This window comes from Ancylobacter sp. TW_SC_1 (assembly GCF_056836805.1).
On sequence record NZ_CM166365.1, the window covers coordinates 1507422 to 1523245 of the forward strand.

17 protein-coding genes are annotated in these 15824 nt (G+C 68.8%); 16 read left to right on the forward strand and 1 reads right to left on the reverse strand.

Going from position 1 to position 15824, the window contains the following annotated elements; translation table 11 throughout:
• Nucleotides 1-110: 110 nt before the first annotated feature.
• Entirely contained in the window at nucleotides 111-857 is a 747-nt protein-coding gene (locus AC1PZ7_RS06925) for a YebC/PmpR family DNA-binding transcriptional regulator (RefSeq protein ID WP_482358754.1), read from the forward strand.
• 130 nt (nucleotides 858-987) lie between these two features.
• Here the strand turns inward: AC1PZ7_RS06925 and AC1PZ7_RS06930 are convergent, their stop codons facing one another.
• A complete protein-coding gene (locus AC1PZ7_RS06930; protein ID WP_482358755.1) occupies nucleotides 988-1734 on the reverse strand; it encodes a sulfite exporter TauE/SafE family protein in 747 nt (248 codons plus the stop codon).
• 233 nt (nucleotides 1735-1967) lie between these two features.
• On the opposite strand from AC1PZ7_RS06930, the gene AC1PZ7_RS06935 reads away from it, so the two are divergent.
• From AC1PZ7_RS06935 to ftsH, 15 genes are all read left to right on the forward strand, one after another.
• A complete protein-coding gene (locus tag AC1PZ7_RS06935) occupies nucleotides 1968-2897 on the forward strand; it encodes a DMT family transporter (RefSeq protein WP_482358756.1) in 930 nt (309 codons plus the stop codon).
• 114 nt (nucleotides 2898-3011) lie between these two features.
• On the forward strand, nucleotides 3012-3527 hold the full coding sequence (ruvC, locus tag AC1PZ7_RS06940; RefSeq protein WP_482358757.1) for a crossover junction endodeoxyribonuclease RuvC: 516 nt from the start codon (nucleotides 3012-3014) through the stop codon (nucleotides 3525-3527).
• Entirely contained in the window at nucleotides 3524-4141 is a 618-nt protein-coding gene (ruvA, locus tag AC1PZ7_RS06945) for a Holliday junction branch migration protein RuvA (protein ID WP_482358758.1), read from the forward strand. The genes ruvC and ruvA overlap by 4 nt, the downstream gene beginning before the upstream one ends.
• Complete coding sequence (gene ruvB / locus AC1PZ7_RS06950) at nucleotides 4138-5175, forward strand: Holliday junction branch migration DNA helicase RuvB (protein ID WP_482358759.1); 1038 nt, start codon at nucleotides 4138-4140, stop codon at nucleotides 5173-5175. Before ruvA ends, ruvB begins: the two co-directional genes overlap by 4 nt.
• Before the next feature lie 57 nt (nucleotides 5176-5232).
• Nucleotides 5233-5868, forward strand: coding sequence for a TetR/AcrR family transcriptional regulator (locus AC1PZ7_RS06955; protein ID WP_482358760.1), 636 nt, complete (start codon nucleotides 5233-5235; stop codon nucleotides 5866-5868).
• A 146-nt stretch (nucleotides 5869-6014) separates the two neighbouring features.
• Entirely contained in the window at nucleotides 6015-6431 is a 417-nt protein-coding gene (locus AC1PZ7_RS06960; protein WP_482358761.1) for a DUF2852 domain-containing protein, read from the forward strand.
• A gap of 88 nt (nucleotides 6432-6519) precedes the next feature.
• Entirely contained in the window at nucleotides 6520-7029 is a 510-nt protein-coding gene (gene ybgC / locus AC1PZ7_RS06965; RefSeq protein WP_482358762.1) for a tol-pal system-associated acyl-CoA thioesterase, read from the forward strand.
• A 422-nt stretch (nucleotides 7030-7451) separates the two neighbouring features.
• Entirely contained in the window at nucleotides 7452-8129 is a 678-nt protein-coding gene (tolQ, locus tag AC1PZ7_RS06970; protein ID WP_482359588.1) for a protein TolQ, read from the forward strand.
• Nucleotides 8130-8134: 5 nt separating this feature from the next.
• Nucleotides 8135-8590 (forward strand): protein TolR, encoded by a 456-nt coding sequence (gene tolR / locus AC1PZ7_RS06975; protein ID WP_482358763.1) that lies wholly within the window; start codon nucleotides 8135-8137, stop codon nucleotides 8588-8590.
• A gap of 5 nt (nucleotides 8591-8595) precedes the next feature.
• Entirely contained in the window at nucleotides 8596-9570 is a 975-nt protein-coding gene (locus AC1PZ7_RS06980) for a cell envelope biogenesis protein TolA (RefSeq protein WP_482358764.1), read from the forward strand.
• A 26-nt stretch (nucleotides 9571-9596) separates the two neighbouring features.
• Nucleotides 9597-10967 carry a Tol-Pal system beta propeller repeat protein TolB gene (gene tolB / locus AC1PZ7_RS06985; RefSeq protein ID WP_482358765.1) on the forward strand — a complete coding sequence of 457 codons (1371 nt, stop codon included), beginning with the start codon at nucleotides 9597-9599 and terminating at the stop codon, nucleotides 10965-10967.
• 157 nt (nucleotides 10968-11124) lie between these two features.
• Nucleotides 11125-11619 carry a peptidoglycan-associated lipoprotein Pal gene (pal, locus tag AC1PZ7_RS06990; protein ID WP_482358766.1) on the forward strand — a complete coding sequence of 165 codons (495 nt, stop codon included), beginning with the start codon at nucleotides 11125-11127 and terminating at the stop codon, nucleotides 11617-11619.
• A gap of 177 nt (nucleotides 11620-11796) precedes the next feature.
• Nucleotides 11797-12726, forward strand: a complete 930-nt coding sequence (ybgF, locus tag AC1PZ7_RS06995) for a tol-pal system protein YbgF (protein WP_482358767.1) — start codon at nucleotides 11797-11799, stop codon at nucleotides 12724-12726.
• Nucleotides 12713-13738, forward strand: coding sequence for a tRNA lysidine(34) synthetase TilS (tilS, locus tag AC1PZ7_RS07000; protein ID WP_482358768.1), 1026 nt, complete (start codon nucleotides 12713-12715; stop codon nucleotides 13736-13738). The genes ybgF and tilS overlap by 14 nt, the downstream gene beginning before the upstream one ends.
• Nucleotides 13739-13892: 154 nt before the next feature.
• Nucleotides 13893-15812, forward strand: coding sequence for an ATP-dependent zinc metalloprotease FtsH (ftsH, locus tag AC1PZ7_RS07005; protein ID WP_482359589.1), 1920 nt, complete (start codon nucleotides 13893-13895; stop codon nucleotides 15810-15812).
• The last annotated feature ends 12 nt before the right edge of the window (nucleotides 15813-15824 follow it).

Sequence of the window (15824 nt, forward strand, 5' to 3'; positions counted from 1 at the left end):
CCCCGCTTTACGCGTGCCCGCCCTCTCGCCTATAAGCCGCGCACCCTTTTGTTTCAGGCATTCGGACAGGGCCGGGCCACAGGCCCGCCCGGTGTGACGTGGAGGCGGCCATGGCCGGGCATTCGCAATTCAAGAACATCATGCACCGCAAGGGCAAGCAGGACGCGGTGCGCTCCAAGCTGTTCTCCAAGCTGGCGCGTGAAATCACCGTCTCCGCCAAGCTCGGCATGCCCGATCCGGCGATGAACCCGCGCCTGCGCGCCGCGGTGCTGGCCGCCCGCGCGGAAAACATGCCCAAGGACAATATCGACCGCGCCATCAAGAAGGCGCTGGGCGGCGATTCCGAGAATTACGACGAGATCCGCTATGAGGGCTACGGCCCGGGCGGCGTCGCCGTCATCGTCGAGGCGCTGACCGACAACCGCAACCGCACCGCCTCGGAAGTGCGCTCCTACTTCACCAAGTCCGGCGGCGCGCTGGCCGAGACCGGCGCCGTCTCCTTCATGTTCGACCGCATCGGCACCGTCGAGTTCGACGCCGCGAAGGCCTCGGCCGACGACATGCTGGAAGCCGCCATCGAGGCGGGCGCGGACGACGTGACCTCGGACGAGCACGGCCACGAGATCGTCTGCTCGGTGGAGAACCTGCACGAGGTCGCCCGCGCGCTGGAAGCGAAATTCGGCGAGCCGCGCAAGTCCGGCCTCGTCTGGCGCCCGCAGAACACTGTGGCGGTGGACGACGAGGTGGCCGAGAAGCTGATCCGCCTCGTCGACAACCTCAACGACAATGACGACGTGCAGAACGTCTATGCCAATTTCGAGCTGTCCGACGCCTTCGTCGCCAAGATGAGCGACTGAGCCTTCATCGTGGAATGAACCTCATCCCGGACGGCCGAAGGCCGATCCGGGATCGCGGGCAGGGGGCACATCGCGCGATCCCGGCTCTCGCCGCGCTCGGCCGGGATGACCGTATCGTGAAGAAGCGTCTTCAGCGCCCGAGCAGCATGTCGAACAATGGCAGGCTGAGCACCGCCGCGCTGGCGATCACCCAATAGGCGGCGATGCGGTAGGCCCGGTCCGAGGCGCCGCGGAAGGCGCGCGCCCCGGCATACAGGCCCAGCGCATAGGCCGGCCCGAGCAGCAGGCTGAGCCGGCCGACCTCGGCGGTGAACATGCCGCTCACCGCATAGGCGGCCCCGCTCGCCAGCGTCACCAGCGCGAAGAAGCCGAAGAGATTGGCGCGCACCAGTCCCGAGGGCTGGCCGCTGCCGAGCCAGTAGGCCACCACAGCCGGCCCCGACATCTGCGCCGCGCCGCCGCAAAAGCCGGCGATGGCGCCGACGCCGAGCGTGGTCGGCAGGTTGTGCCGGCCGGTGTGGCGCCAGCCGGACACCAGCAGCACGAGCAGGCCGAGGCCGAGCAGCGCCAGTCCCCAGCGCAGCACCAGCGGATCGGTATGCTCCAGCACCCACACGCCGGCAGGCACCGCCAGCACCGCGCCGGCCGCGAGCGGCGCCACCTGCCGCCAGATGCAGGCCCGCAGCGCCGGAAGCAGGAAGGGCAACGTCATGAGGGTGTCGATCACCAGCAGCGACGGCGCCGCTACGCGCGGGCCGTAGGCGGCGCTGACCAGCGGCACGAAGATCAACGCGCCGCCGAAGCCGGAGAAGCCGCGGGTGACGCCGGCGATGAGCGCGGTGAGCAGGGCCCAGACGAGGGCCGGATCGAACGGCATGGGGGAACCGGGGAGGGCGGCACGTCGTCGTGGCGTGCGCGGCGAGACCTAGCTCCGCCGCCATGGGTCGTCAACACGGTTGGCGATCGAACGCGCCGATCCATCATCTTTCGCGAACGTGGCCATTCGCAAAACGCATTTGCGCTCACGGGTCGCGGGCGCCACATTCAGCCCGACTCGGCCGCCCGGCGGCCCCTCTCTCTTTGCGCCGCCACGGCGGCCGGAATCCGATCATGGACAAGCCCATCTCCCAGGCCGCGCTCGGCGCCGCGGATGTTCCTCGCTTTTCCGACCGCGTCGTCGGCGCTGCCTGCGCGCTGCTCGCCATCACCATCTGGGGTGGCTGGATCGTCTCGACCCGCCATGCCGTGCACGGCCACCTGTCGCCGGCGACGGTCGGCTGGTTGCGCTTCGTGGTGCCGGCGGTCGTGCTGGCGCCCGCCTGGTGGCAGGTCGGCGTCATTCCCCGAAAGGGGCTGAAGCCGTTCCTCGTCTGCTTCATGGGGCTGGGGGCGTTCTTCTTCCTGATCGTCGGCAACGCCATGCGCTTCGTGCCGGCGGCGGATGTCGGGCCGCTGCTGCCGGGCACCATGCCGCTGATCGTGGCGCTCGTCTCCGTCGTGTTCCTGCATGAGCGGCTGGGGTGGCTGCGGGCGCTCGGCTTCGCCGCCATCGCGCTCGGCGTGCTCACGCTCGGCGGGCGCGGCGTGCTGTTTCCGCAGGACGATGCCTGGCGGGGGCATCTCCTGCTGGTGACGGGCGCGACGCTCTGGGCCTTCAGCACCGTCGTCTTCCGCAGCACCGGCATGAAGCCCACGCAGATCGTCGGGCTCGCCGGGCTGTGGTCCGTCGTCCTGCTCACGCCCTGGGGTCTGCCCGGCGTGATCGGGGCGGTGGCGAGCGGTTACGGCCGGGAGGTGCTGTTCCAGCTCCTCATGCAGGGGCTGCTGTCCGGCGTCATCGCGCTCGTCGCCTATGGCGTCGCCATCGAACGGCTCGGTTCCTCGCGCGCGGCCGCCTTTACCGGGCTTGTGCCGGCGCTGGCGGCGCTGCTGGCCGTGCCGGTGCTCGACGAGCATCCCGACACCGCCGCCATTATCGGCGTGGTGGCGACCGGCATCGGCGTGGTGCTGGCGAGCGGCGCGCTCAGCGGGCGGCGCTAGTCCGGCGGCGCCGTCAATGCTTCGTCAACCATGAATGGCATCCCGGCCCCGCCGGGCCATCCCGTGCCGCTTCGCCCCTAGGCGTTCGTCCTTTGTTCGGGTACGCCCTAGGGGATGGCGCCGTCTCCGATTCGCATTCTCGGGCTTGATCCGGGCCTCCGCCGCACCGGCTGGGGGGTGATCGAGTCCGTCGGCACGCGGCTCACCTACATCGCCTGCGGCACGGTGATGCCGCCGGAGGAGGGCGGGCTCGCCGAGCGGCTGGCCTGTCTCCACACCGAATTGATGGCGGTGCTGCGCCGTTTCGCGCCGGACGAGGCGGCGGTGGAGGAGACCTTCGTCAACGTCAACCCGGCCTCGACGCTCAAGCTCGGCCAGGCGCGCGGCGTGGTGATGGTGACCCCGGCGCTGGCGGGGATTCCGGTTTCCGAATATGCGGCGCTGCTGGTCAAGAAGACCGTGGTCGGTGCCGGCCGCGCCGAGAAGGCGCAGATCCGCATGATGATGAAGGTGCTGCTGCCGCAGGCGGATTTCGAGACCGACGACGCGGCGGACGCGCTTGCGGTCGCCGTCACCCATGCGCAGCATCGCGGAATGGCGGCCATGAAGGCGCGGGTGGGCGTGCGATGATCGGAAAGCTCAAGGGGGTCGTCGACAGCTATGGCGACGACCATGTGATCCTCGACGTGCACGGGGTCGGCTATCTCGTGCACTGCTCGGGGCGCACGCTGCAGGCGCTGCCGGCCGCCGGCGAGGCGGCGACGCTGTTCATCGAGACCTTCGTGCGCGAGGACATGATCCGCCTCTACGGCTTCGTCTCGCCGGCCGAGAAGAGCTGGTTCCTGCTGCTGCAGAACGTGCAGGGCGTCGGCTCCAAGGTGGCGCTGAACGTGCTCTCGACGCTCTCCCCGTCGGAACTCGCCAATGCGGTGGCGCTGGGCGACCGGGCGATGGTGGCGCGCGCCAACGGCGTCGGCCCCAAGGTCGCGGCGCGCATCGTGGCGGAGCTGAAGGACAAGGCGCCAGGCTTCGCCGATGTCGATCCGGCGGTGGCCAGCCTGTCCGCCCAGCTCGAGGATCGCAAGGCCCCCGCGCCGGTGGCGGACGCGGTCTCGGCGCTGGTCAATCTCGGCTATGCGCCGCTCCAGGCGAGCGCCGCCATCGCCGGCGCGCTGCGCGAGGCCGGTGAAGAGGCCGATACCGCCCGGCTGATCCGGCTCGGGCTCAAGGAGCTGGCGAAGTGAACGCCAAGCGCCTCGTCGCCCCGGACAAGCGCGAGGAAGACCTCGCGGAGGCCTCGCTGCGGCCGCAGAACCTCGCCGAGTTCGTCGGGCAGGAGCAGGCGCGCGCCAATCTCGACGTCTTCATCCGGGCGGCGAAGACGCGTGGCGAGGCGCTCGACCATGTGCTGTTCGTCGGCCCGCCGGGGCTCGGCAAGACCACGCTGGCGCAGATCGTGGCGCGCGAGCTGGGCGTCGGCTTCCGCTCGACCTCCGGGCCGGTGATCGCCAAGGCCGGCGACCTCGCGGCGCTGCTGACCAATCTCGAAGAACGCGACGTGCTGTTCATCGACGAGATCCACCGGCTCAACCCGGCGGTGGAGGAAATCCTCTATCCGGCGATGGAGGACTACGAGCTCGATCTCATCATCGGCGAGGGCCCGGCGGCGCGCTCGGTGAAGATCTCGCTGTCGAAGTTCACCCTGGTCGGGGCGACGACGCGCTCGGGGCTGCTGACCACGCCGCTGCGCGACCGTTTCGGCATCCCGATCCGGCTCAATTTCTACACCGTCGACGAGCTGGAGCTGGTCGTCACGCGCGGCGCGCGGGTGCTCAACATCCCTATCTCGAAGGACGGCGCGCGCGAGATCGCCCGCCGCGCCCGCGGCACGCCGCGCATCGCCGGGCGGCTGCTGCGCCGGGTGCGCGACTTCGCGCTGGTGGGCGGCAGGGACATCATCGACCGCGCCGCCGCCGACCATGCGCTCGGCCATCTCGAGGTCGATGGGCTGGGGCTCGACCAGATGGACCGGCGCTATCTCACCGTCATCGCGATGAATTATGGCGGTGGTCCGGTAGGGGTGGAGACCATCGCCGCCGCGCTCTCCGAACCGCGCGACGCCATCGAGGAGATCATCGAGCCCTATCTGGTGCAGCAGGGCTTTCTCCAGCGCACGCCGCGCGGCCGGGTGCTGACCGCCCACGCCTTCAAGCATCTGGGCATGGCCGCGCCGTCGAGCGTCAACCAGATGCCGCTGTTCGACGAGGGCGAGGATTAGACCCTTTGCGCGCCGCGCCATCGACGCGGCCTCCGGCGTGATGTAAGTCCCCTTCACATGAGCTGGTCCCGGAACGGCGGAGAATCGCGCGGCTATCATCACGGCAACCTGCGGGAAGCCCTGATGAAGGCGGCGCTCGAGCTGATCGCGGAGAAGGGCGCCGTCGGCGCCACCTTCGCCGAGGCGGCGCGCCGCGCCGGGGTCAGCCCGGCCGCGCCCTACCGGCATTTCCGCGACCGCGACGAATTGCTGGCGGCGGTGGCGGCGGATGGTTTCGAGCACTTCGCCAAGGCGCTGGAGGCGGGCTGGAACGAGGGGCGGCCGACGCCGGTCGAAGCCTATGAGCGCATGGGGCGGGCCTATCTCGCCTTCGCCCGCCAGCACGCGGCGGAATATGTCGCCATGTTCGAATCCGGCCTGCCCAGCGAAGCCCATCCGGCGCTGTCGCAGGCCAGCCAGCGCGCCTTCGGCGTGCTGCGCGAGGCGGCCGATGTGCTGGTCGCCTCCATGCCGGCGACGGGCCGCCCGCCGGCGCTGATGGTGGCGCTGCACACCTGGGCGCTGGCGCACGGCGTCGCCTCGCTGTTCGGCCGCCCCGACGGCTCGCGGCGCAAGCTGCCGATGGAGCCGGACGACCTCCTTGAGGCCGCATTCCTCGTCTATCTCCGGGGCCTTGGCGCGCCCGCGGACTGAGGCGGCGCCCAGGCGGCCGATGGCGGCATTCCGATTTTGATGGGTGGATTATTGACAAGCGGCGGGGCTGTACCTACCTATGTAAATGTATTTAACATTAACCGACGCGGCCTCGGCCGTCCGGTTTGAACCCAGGAGCGGACGCCATGGAGCTTGCGCAAAAGCTCGACAGTTACGGCAAACCCGCCTGGATCGCCCTCACGGTCCTCGGCTTCATGGCCTGGTGGCCCCTGGGCTTGGCGATCCTGGCTTTCACCATAGGGAGTGGACGGATGTTTTGCGGTGGCAGGCGCGGCTTCGGCCGCTGGCAGGAGGAGGGCGCGGGCGCCCTTCGCAATTTCGGTGGCCGCTTCGGCCGCGGTTTCCCCCCGAGCGGCAATCGCGCCTTCGACGAATATCGCGAGGAGACGTTGCGCCGGCTCGAGGACGAGCAGAAGGATTTCAGGTCCTTCCTCGACCGCCTGCGGCAGGCCAAGGACAAGGCGGAGTTCGATCAGTTCATGACCGATCGCCGCAACCGCCCCGCGCCTGCGCCCGAGCCGTCCGCCGACCCGCAGAGCTGAGCGATTTCGACGCTTTCCGGCCGCGCCCCTTGGTTCGCAAGGGGCGCGGTTCTTTTTTTGCGGCGCGGTCTCGTTTATGAGGGGCGCCATGAACGAGCGCCCCGATCCCCTGTCTCCCGATGTCCTGAAAGCCGATCCCTTCCTGCATCTGGCGGGACGGCTGGTGCCCGGTGGCCATGTGCTGCCGGTGCGGGTCTATTACGAGGACACGGACTTTTCCGGCATCGTCTACCACGCCAACTACCTGAAGTTCATGGAGCGGGCCCGCTCCGACCATCTGCGCCTGATCGGCGTGGTGCAGGGCGAACTGTTCGGCGAGGCGCTGGCCGAGGCGCCGGGCTTTGCCTTCGTCGTGCGCTCGATGGAGCTGCAGTTCGTGCGCCCGGCGCGCATCGACGACGTGCTGGAGGTTCACACTAGCCCGGTCGAGGTCGCCGGCGCCTCCATCACCCTCGCCCAGAAGGTGAAGCGCGGCGAGGAACTCATCGTCGAGGGCAGGGTGAAGGTGGCCTTTGTGGCGCAGGGGCGCGCCCGCCGCATTCCCGACGCGCTGCGTGCCGCCATGAAGGCGGCGCAGGGGGAGGCGCCGCAGCCCTGAGGCGCGGCGTCGGTAGCACGGCACCCTCTATTTCTGTTGCGATGCGGCAACGCTAACCCGGCATTAACCTTAATACGGTGTTGTATCGGGCGGCTGCGGGAGCGGTCCGACGTCGATCGCCCAAGTTTGGACAGAGTCGGTCGGTTGATGACGGACGCGTCCCCTCAGCAGCCATGCTGGGCATTCGCCGCTGTCTCGCAGCCGATGCGCGGCGGTATTGCGACCCTTAGTGATCTGGCAGGATTGGCCTAATGACGCTGAAGAAGCTTCTATTCGCGGTGATGCTGTTTTTCGCGGCATCGGCGTCATTCGCTTACGCCCAGAACGCGCCGGCGCCCGTCAACGGCGCGCCGACGGCGCAGGTCGACGCGGCCGCGGCGCCGGCCCCGAGCGGCGCGCCGGTGGCGTCCGCGGGCGCTGGGATGGGCAGCGCCGATCTCTCGCTGATCGGACTGTTCCTGCAGGCCCATCTGGTCGTGAAGTTCGTCATGGCGGGCCTCGTCCTCGCCTCTGTCTGGGTCTGGGCGATCATCATCGACAAGACGATCCTGTTCCAGCGCATGAAGAGCCAGATGGACCGTTTCGAGACCACCTTCTGGTCCGGCCAGAGCCTGGAGGAGCTGTACCGCTCGCTCTCCTCGCGCCCCAATCACGCGATGGCGGCCATCTTCGTCGCGGCGATGCGCGAGTGGAAGCGCTCCTATGAGGGCGGCGCGCGCTCGCTGACCGGCCTGACGCAGCGTCTCGACAAGGTGATGAACGTGACCATCGCCCGCGAGGTCGAACGGCTGGAGAGCCGTCTGCTGGTGCTGGCGACCGTCGGCTCGGCCGGCCCCTTCATCGGCCTGTTCGGCACGGTGTGGGGCATCATGACCGCCTTCCAGTCGATCGCGGCCTCGAAGAACACCAGCCTCGCGGTTGTGGCGCCGGGCATCGCGGAAGCCCTTTTCGCGACGGCAATCGGCCTTATCGCCGCCATTCCCGCGACGATTTTCTATAACAAGTTCATCTCGCAGGTGAATCGGCAGGCGGCACGACTGGAAGGCTTCGCCGACGAGTTCTCGGCCATCCTGTCGCGCCAGATCGACGAGCGGGGCTGACACGCATGGGGATGTCCTCAGGAGGCGGCGGAGGCGGCTGGCATTCACGGCGTTCGCGTCGCCGTGGCGGCGGCGCCGTCATGTCCGAGATCAACGTCACGCCGATGGTCGACGTGATGCTGGTGCTGCTCATCATCTTCATGGTCGCCGCGCCGATGCTCACCGTCGGCGTGCCGCTCGACCTGCCGCAGACCGAAGCCAAGGCGGTGCCGCAGGAGAACGAGCCGCTGGTGATCAACATCAACAAGGACGGCAAGCTGTTCCTGCAGGAGACCGAGATTCCGATCGACGAACTGGTCCCCAAGCTGCAGGCCATCGGCAAGGCGGGCTATGAGGAGCGCATCTTCGTCCGGGCGGACAAGAGCCTCGACTATGGCACCGTCATGCGCGTGATGGGCCGCCTGTCCGGCGCCGGGTTCAAGCGCGTCGCGCTGGTCTCCGAAGTCGAGCAGGGGGGCTGAGGCGCATGCGCGCGGGTTTCCTGTCCTCGGCCGCTCTTCATGTCGGCATCATCGGCTTCATGGTCGTGTCGTTCTCCTCGCCCAATCCGTTCGAGGCGACGCCGACCGAAGCCATGCCGATCGACATCATCTCCGATGCCGAGATGTCGAAGATGATGGCCGGCAAGAAGGATGCTCCGAAGGAGAACCCGAAGCCCGTCGTCGAGAAGGTCGATACGCCCAAGCAGGCGGAAAACCTCGATTCCAAGGTCTCCGAGAAGCCCGAGGTAAAGGCCGCCAACGAGCCATCCGCCCCGCCCCCTCCGCCGTCGGCGCAGGCCAAGCCGGCCGAGCCGAAGCCGCCGGCCGCGCAGGCCGAGGCCAAGCCGGTGCCGCCGCCGCCGAAGGATTCCGAGGCGCTCGCCGCCAAGCCGCCCGAGCCGCCGAAGGAGCAGCCCAAGCCGCCGGAGACCGCGCAGGCGACACCGCCGCCTCCCGCGCCGCCGAAGAAGCCGAAGAACATTCCGCCCAAGGTGGCGCAGGAGCCGGCTCCAGAGCGCGACTTCAACCCGAACCAGATCGCCGCCCTGCTCAACAAGCAGGACCCGCGCCGCATGGCCGCGCTCGGCGACACGATCAACAACACCGCCTCGCTCGGCGCTTCGCGCGGGACGGCGAGCTCGTTGTCGCAGACCGAGATCGACGCGCTGCGCGCCTATATCAGCCGCTTCTGGAAACTGCCGTCCGGCGCCGTCAACGCCGAGCAGGTGACGGTGGTGTTCAAGATCGTGCTGAGCCCGGATCGCCGGATGGTCGGTGCGCCGCAACTGGTCGAGGTGCAGGGCGCCGGCAACCCCTATGCCCCGATCGTGCGCGAAACCGCCCAGCGCGCGCTGTTCGAGATTTCCAACCAGGACAATCCGTTTCCGATGCTGCGTGCCGACCGGTACGACACGTGGCGCGAATTGGAGCTGGGCTTCAACCCGGCGATGCTTAATTGATGAATGTTCTTTCCGAGGTGCGCAGAATGTCGCGGCGTTTTTCCCTTGAAGCCAACGGCCTTGTCGGCCGCCGGTCGGTTCTGCTCGGCATGGCGGCTCTCGGCGGGGCAGGGCTTGGCGGGACGGGGCTCGCGCCGGACCTGGCGCAGGCCGCCGTCCGCCTCGACATCACCTCCGGCACCGTGCAGCCGCTCCCCATCGCCATCACCGATTTCGTCGGCGGCGGCAGCCCGCAGGACATCGAGGCCGGCAAGGGCGTGACGCAGATCATTTCGGCCGATTTGCGCCGCTCGGGCCTGTTCGCGCCGATCGATCCGGCCGCCTTCGTCGAGAAGATCGCCAATCCGGATGCCTCGCCGCGCTTCCAGGACTGGCGCGTGATCAACGCGCAGGCTCTGGTCACCGGCCGCATCACCCGCCAGCCGGACGGGCGCGTGAAGGCCGAATTCCGCCTGTGGGACGTGTTCGCCGGCCAGCAGCTCATCGGCCAGCAATATTTCACCCAGCCGGAGAACTGGCGCCGCGTGGCGCACATCATCGCCGACGCGATCTATGAGCGGCTGACCGGCGAGAAGGGCTATTTCGACACGCGCATCGTCTTCGTCGACGAGAGCGGGCCGAAGGAGAAGCGCATCAAGCGCCTCGCCATCATGGACCAGGACGGCGCCAACGTGACGTATCTGACGCGCGGCGACGATCTCGTGCTGACGCCGCGCTTCTCGCCGACCAGCCAGGAAATCACCTATATGAGCTATGGCCACGGCGAGCCGCGCGTCTATCTGCTCAACATCGAGAACGGCCAGCGCGAGGTGGTCGGCAACTTCCCCAACATGAGCTTCTCGCCGCGCTTCGCGCCGGACGGGCAGCGCGTGATCCTCAGCCTGCAGCAGGGCGCCGATTCCAACATCTTCGTCATGGACCTCCGGTCCAAGGCGACGACCCGTCTCACCGACACCGCGGCAATCGACACCGCCCCCTGCTACTCGCCGGACGGCACGCAAATCTGCTTCGAGAGCGATCGCGGCGGCGGTTCGCAGATTTATGTGATGAACCCGGACGGCTCGAACCAGCACCGCATCTCCTTCGGCGAGGGGCGTTATTCGACGCCGGTCTGGTCGCCGCGCGGCGACGTCATCGCCTTCACCAAGCAGGCGCAGGGGCGCTTCGCCATCGGCCTGATGCGTCCGGACGGCTCGGGCGAGCGCATCCTGACCGAGGGCTATCACAATGAAGGCCCGACCTTCGCGCCGAACGGCCGCGTCATCATGTTCTTCCGCGATCCCGGTGGGAACGGCGGGCCGCAGCTCTACACGGTGGACATCACCGGCTATAACGAGCAACGCGTGCCGACCCCGAGCTACGCCTCCGATCCGGCCTGGTCGCCGCTGCGCTCATAGGGCCGGCGGTTAGGGAACGGTTAACCATAAGCGACAGTTTACGACACGGTCGCGAAATCGACGCAATTCAGCAAGGTTCCGTAAAGCACGACGGAACATTGATTGACGCAAACAGCCAGATCGGAACGCCGGTCGGGGAATTCAGGAGTCAGCGGTTATGATCCGTATGTTGCGGCATCTGGGCGGCGCGCGCGTCGCTTTCATCGTCGGGTTCGCGATGCTCGCGGCCGCCTGCGCCAAGAACCCGATGGACGGCGCCGGCGCGGCGCTGGGCTCGGCGCCTCCCGGCAGCCCGCAGGAGTTCATCGTCTCGGTCGGCGATCGCGTCTTCTTCGAGAGCGACCAGACCAGCCTGACGCCGCAGGCGCAGGCGACGCTCGACAAGCAGGCGCAGTGGCTCAACCACTATGCCAAGTACAGCTTCACCATCGAAGGTCATGCCGACGAGCGCGGCACGCGCGAGTACAACATCGCCCTCGGCGCCCGCCGCGCCCAGAGCGTGCGCGACTACCTCGTCCAGCGCGGCGTCGCGGCAAGCCGCATGCGCACCATCTCCTACGGCAAGGAGCGCCCGGTCGCGGTCTGCAACGACATCTCCTGCTGGTCGCAGAACCGCCGCGCCGTCACGGTGCTGAACGCCACAGGCTCCTGATCGCGCTTCCCCGATCGCGCATGGCCCGACCCGCTCCCCGCGGGCCGGGCTTTCCTTTTTTGGCCCGCTTCCGTGACGCTGGGTCAAATTTTGGACGTGATCGGTCCGGTATGCTCATAATGACATCGCGCGGCCGGGACGGCCGCGTCGCGTAGCCCTCTGTTGTTCATCGCAGCCATGACCGTTCGCTTGCCCCGCCTTGTCGCCATCGCCCTGTCCGCCGCCGTCGCGATCTCGCTCGTTCCCGTCGGGGCGGCGCACGCACAGGCGGACAACAATTTCTTCGGCAACCTGTTCAAGCCCCCCGGGCAGGTGCGCTCCAACGACAGCCAGGCCGTCGAGGCCGACGAGGCCGGCACCGTCACCACGCGCATCGAGCGGCTGGAGAATCAGCTTCGCCAGCTGACCGGCCAGATCGAGCAGCTGCAGTACCGCAACCAGCAGCTCGAGCAGCAGGTCCGGCTGCTGCAGGGGGATGCAGGCTTTGCTGCCGGCGCGGCCCCGCGCCCGGCGCCATCGGCCGGCGGCGGCGTTCCGCCGGCGGCCGATGCGAATGGCGGGCGCCGTTCCGATGCGTTCGATCCTTCCGCGCCGTCGGCGGTGCCCGGTGCGCCGCGCCCGCTCGGCACCACGGCGCCCTCGGGCCCAGCCACCGGCGCGCCGATGGATCTCGGCACATTGTCTGGCACTGTCGCGGCCGGCGGCGGCACACAGCCGCCGAGCAACAGCCCGAAGGACCTGTTCGATCTCGCCTTCGGCTACATGCAGCGTCAGGACTATGTCCTGTCGGCGCAGACCTTCGACCAGTTCCTGAAGCTCTACCCGAACGACCGGGCAGCGCCCGACGCCTATTACTGGCTCGGCGAAACCCAGTTCCAGCGCAAGACCTACAAGGAAGCGGCGCAGAACTTCCTCAAGGTCTCGACCGACTACCCCAACGCGGTGAAGGCGCCGGACGCGCTGCTGCGGCTCGGCCAGTCGCTCGCCGCGATCGGCGAGAAGGACGCCGCCTGCGCCACGCTCAACGCGGTCGGCAACAAATATCCGCGCGCTTCGGCCACCATCAAGCAGGGGGTGGAGCGGGAGCAGAAACGTGCCGGCTGCTGAGGCCGTCCCCGAACCTGCCGCCGGCCTCCCCGACGAGGCCGCCCTCGCCACGCTCTTCGCCCCTTTCGCGCGCCATGCGCGGGTGCTGCTCGCCGTTTCCGGCGGGCCGGATTCGACGGCGCTGATGCTGCTCGCCCATCGCTGGCGCACCGCCGCCGGTGCCGCCACCGAGCTTCATGTCGCCACCGTCGACCACGGCCTGCGCCTCGAAGCGCGGGCCGAGGCCGAGGCCGTCGGCGCGCTGGCGGCGAGGCTCGGCCTGCCGCACGCCGTTCTCGCCCTGCCGGCGCCGCTGCCGAAAGCGCGCCTGCAGGAGGCGGCGCGGGAGGGGCGCTATGAGGTGCTGGCCGCCCATGCCGCTGCAATCGGCGCGCCGGCGATCGCCACCGCCCACACGCTGGACGACCAGGCCGAGACGGTGCTGTTCCGGCTGATGCGCGGCTCGGGCCTGGGAGGACTGGCCGGGATTCCGGCGGGGCGTCCGCTCGGCGGCATCCAGTTGCTGAGGCCGCTGCTCGGCGTGCCCAAGACCGCGCTGATCGCGCAGTGCCGCGATGCCGGCGTCGCCGTCGCCGAGGACCCCTCGAACCGGAACCCGCGCTTCGCCCGCACGCGACTGCGCGCGCTGCTGCCATCTCTAGCTGCAGAAGGGTTCGACGCTGCAGCGCTCGCGCGCCTTGCCGGCCGCATGGCCCGCGCCGAGGCGGCGCTGGAGGCCGCGACCGATGCCGCCGGCGCCCGGCTGTGGCCGGACGAGGGGCCGATCCGCTTCGCGCGCGACGGCTTTGCCGCCTTGCCGGACGAGATCGGCCTGCGCCTGCTCGGCCGCGCCATCCGGGCCGTCGCCGGGGGCGAGGTGGAACTGGGAAAGCTCGAGGCGCTCCATGGCTGGGTCGCCGGCCTCGACCCGCTGGGACATGGCGCGCGCACCCTCGCCGGGGCGCTCATTCGGGTGAACCGGCATGGCGTTCTGGTACAGGCGGCGCCGGCGCGCCGGCTGCCGCTGCGTTAATTCTGACGTCAATTTGCACGAATGGGGCGAAACGCCTTGCCCGGGCCATCTTGGCAAGGATCAATGCGCCACCTAAATTACCAAGCGACAAGGGAGGACCGCCAGCGCCGGCGGTGCCCGCGCGTCGGTGGTCACCGACGCCGAAAGGGACATGATGAACGCCAATATTCGGAATTTCGCCCTCTGGGTGATCATCGTTCTTCTGCTTCTGGCGCTTTTCTCGCTGTTCCAGAATCCGGCGCAGCGCCAGGCGACGAACGACATCAGCTTCTCGCAGCTGCTCAACGAGGTTGATCAGGGCCGCGTGCGCGACGTCGTGATCCAGGGACCGGAGATCACCGGCGCCTTCACCGACGGGCGCGCCTTCCAGACCTATTCGCCCAACGATCCCTCGCTGGTGCAGCGCCTCTACGGCAAGGGCGTGTCCATCACCGCCAAGCCGCTGACCGACAACGTGCCGTGGTTCGTCAGCCTGCTGATCTCCTGGCTGCCCTTCATCGCGCTGATCGGCGTGTGGATCTTCCTGTCGCGCCAGATGCAGGGCGCCGGTGGCAAGGCGATGGGCTTCGGCAAGAGCCGCGCCAAGCTGCTGACCGAGGCGCATGGCCGCGTCACCTTCGAGGACGTCGCGGGCATCGACGAGGCCAAGAGCGACCTGACCGAGATCGTCGAGTTCCTGCGCGATCCGCAGAAGTTCCAGCGGCTCGGCGGGCGCATCCCGCGCGGCGTGCTGCTGGTCGGACCGCCCGGCACCGGCAAGACGCTGCTCGCCCGCGCCATCGCCGGCGAGGCGAACGTGCCGTTCTTCACCATTTCCGGCTCCGACTTCGTCGAGATGTTCGTCGGCGTAGGCGCCAGCCGCGTGCGCGACATGTTCGAGCAGGCGAAGAAGAACGCGCCGTGCATCATCTTCATCGACGAAATCGATGCGGTCGGCCGTCATCGCGGCGCCGGCCTCGGCGGCGGCAATGACGAGCGCGAGCAGACGCTGAACCAGCTCCTCGTCGAGATGGACGGCTTCGAGGCCAATGAGGGCATCATCCTCATCGCCGCGACCAACCGCCCCGACGTGCTCGACCCGGCGCTGCTGCGTCCCGGCCGCTTCGACCGCCAGGTCATCGTGCCGAATCCGGACGTGGTCGGCCGCGAGCAGATCCTCAAGGTGCATGCCCGCAAGATCCCGGTGGCGCCGGACGTGAACCTGAAGGTGATCGCCCGCGGCACGCCCGGCTTCTCCGGCGCCGATCTCGCCAATCTGTGCAACGAAGCCGCCCTGATGGCCGCGCGCCGCAACAAGCGCATGGTCACGATGAGCGACTTCGAGGACGCCAAGGACAAGGTGATGATGGGCGCGGAACGCCGCTCGCTCGTCATGACCGAGGACGAGAAGATGCTGACCGCCTATCACGAGGGCGGCCATGCCATCGTCGCCCTCAAGGTGCCGGCGACCGACCCGGTGCACAAGGCGACCATCATTCCGCGCGGGCGCGCGCTGGGCATGGTCATGCAGCTGCCCGAGCGCGACAAGCTCTCCATGTCCTATGAGCAGATGACCTCGCGCCTCGCCATCATGATGGGCGGCCGCGTCGCCGAGGAGCTGATCTTCGGCCACGACAAGGTCACCTCCGGCGCCGCCTCCGACATCGAGCAGGCCACCCGCCTCGCCCGCATGATGGTCACGCGCTGGGGCTTTTCGGACAAGCTCGGCAACGTCGCCTATGGCGAGAACAATGACGAGGTGTTCCTCGGCATGTCGATGCAGCGCCAGCAGAACGTCTCCGAGGCGACGGCGCAGACCATCGATAGCGAAGTGCGCCGCCTTGTCGACGAGGGCTATGCCGAGGCGACGCGCATCCTGACCGAGAGCAAGGACCAGCTCGAGGCGCTGGCGCGCGGCCTGCTCGAATACGAGACGCTGTCCGGCGACGAGATCATCGGTCTGCTCGACGGCAACGCGCCGGTGCGCGACACCACCATCGAGCCGGCGCATACGCGCGGCTCGGTCGTGCCGAGCGCGGGCAAGAACCGCCCGCCGCGCCCCGATGCCGGCATGGAGCCGCAGCCTCAGGCCTGAGGCCGGCCCGAC